Annotated in this window: 1 protein-coding gene; it reads right to left on the bottom strand. The window is 64.2% G+C overall.

All coding sequences use genetic code 11. The features are described 5' to 3' along the window. On the bottom strand, positions 1-211 hold a 211-nt coding region (locus ACXAG8_RS18505), incomplete at its 3' end, for an FAD binding domain-containing protein (protein WP_475230690.1). Between the last annotated feature and the right edge of the window lie 222 nt (positions 212-433).

The raw sequence follows: 433 nt of genomic DNA on the forward strand, positions 1-433 counted from the left end.
CGCCGATGACCAGCGCCCCGTCATCCTCGACACAGACGCCCCGCATCTCGGCAATCCCGCTCAGCGACACCAGGACCGACGGCGCCGCCAGCCGCTGCTTCAGCGTCGGGATCAACGTCTGACCCCCACCCAATGGCTGCGCATCCTCGCCCCCCAACGCGGCAACCGCATCGGCAATACTCGAGGGCTTTTCAAACTCGAAACTGTACATTTCGTCTTCCTTTCCGAAAGGCGCGGATCCGCCCTTCATCTGGCTATAAATATCCCGGGGGTCTGGGGGCAGAGCCCCCAGCTACCCCAACCTCTCAGCTGTTCATCGCCGCCCAGACGCGCGACGGGCTCACCGGCATGTCGATGTGATCCACCGCCTTGCCGCCCGAGTTCATCGCATCCAGAACCGCATTGACCACAGCAGGCGGAGAGCCGATGGCCC

Source organism: Ruegeria sp. ABD4_443 (assembly GCF_056160865.1).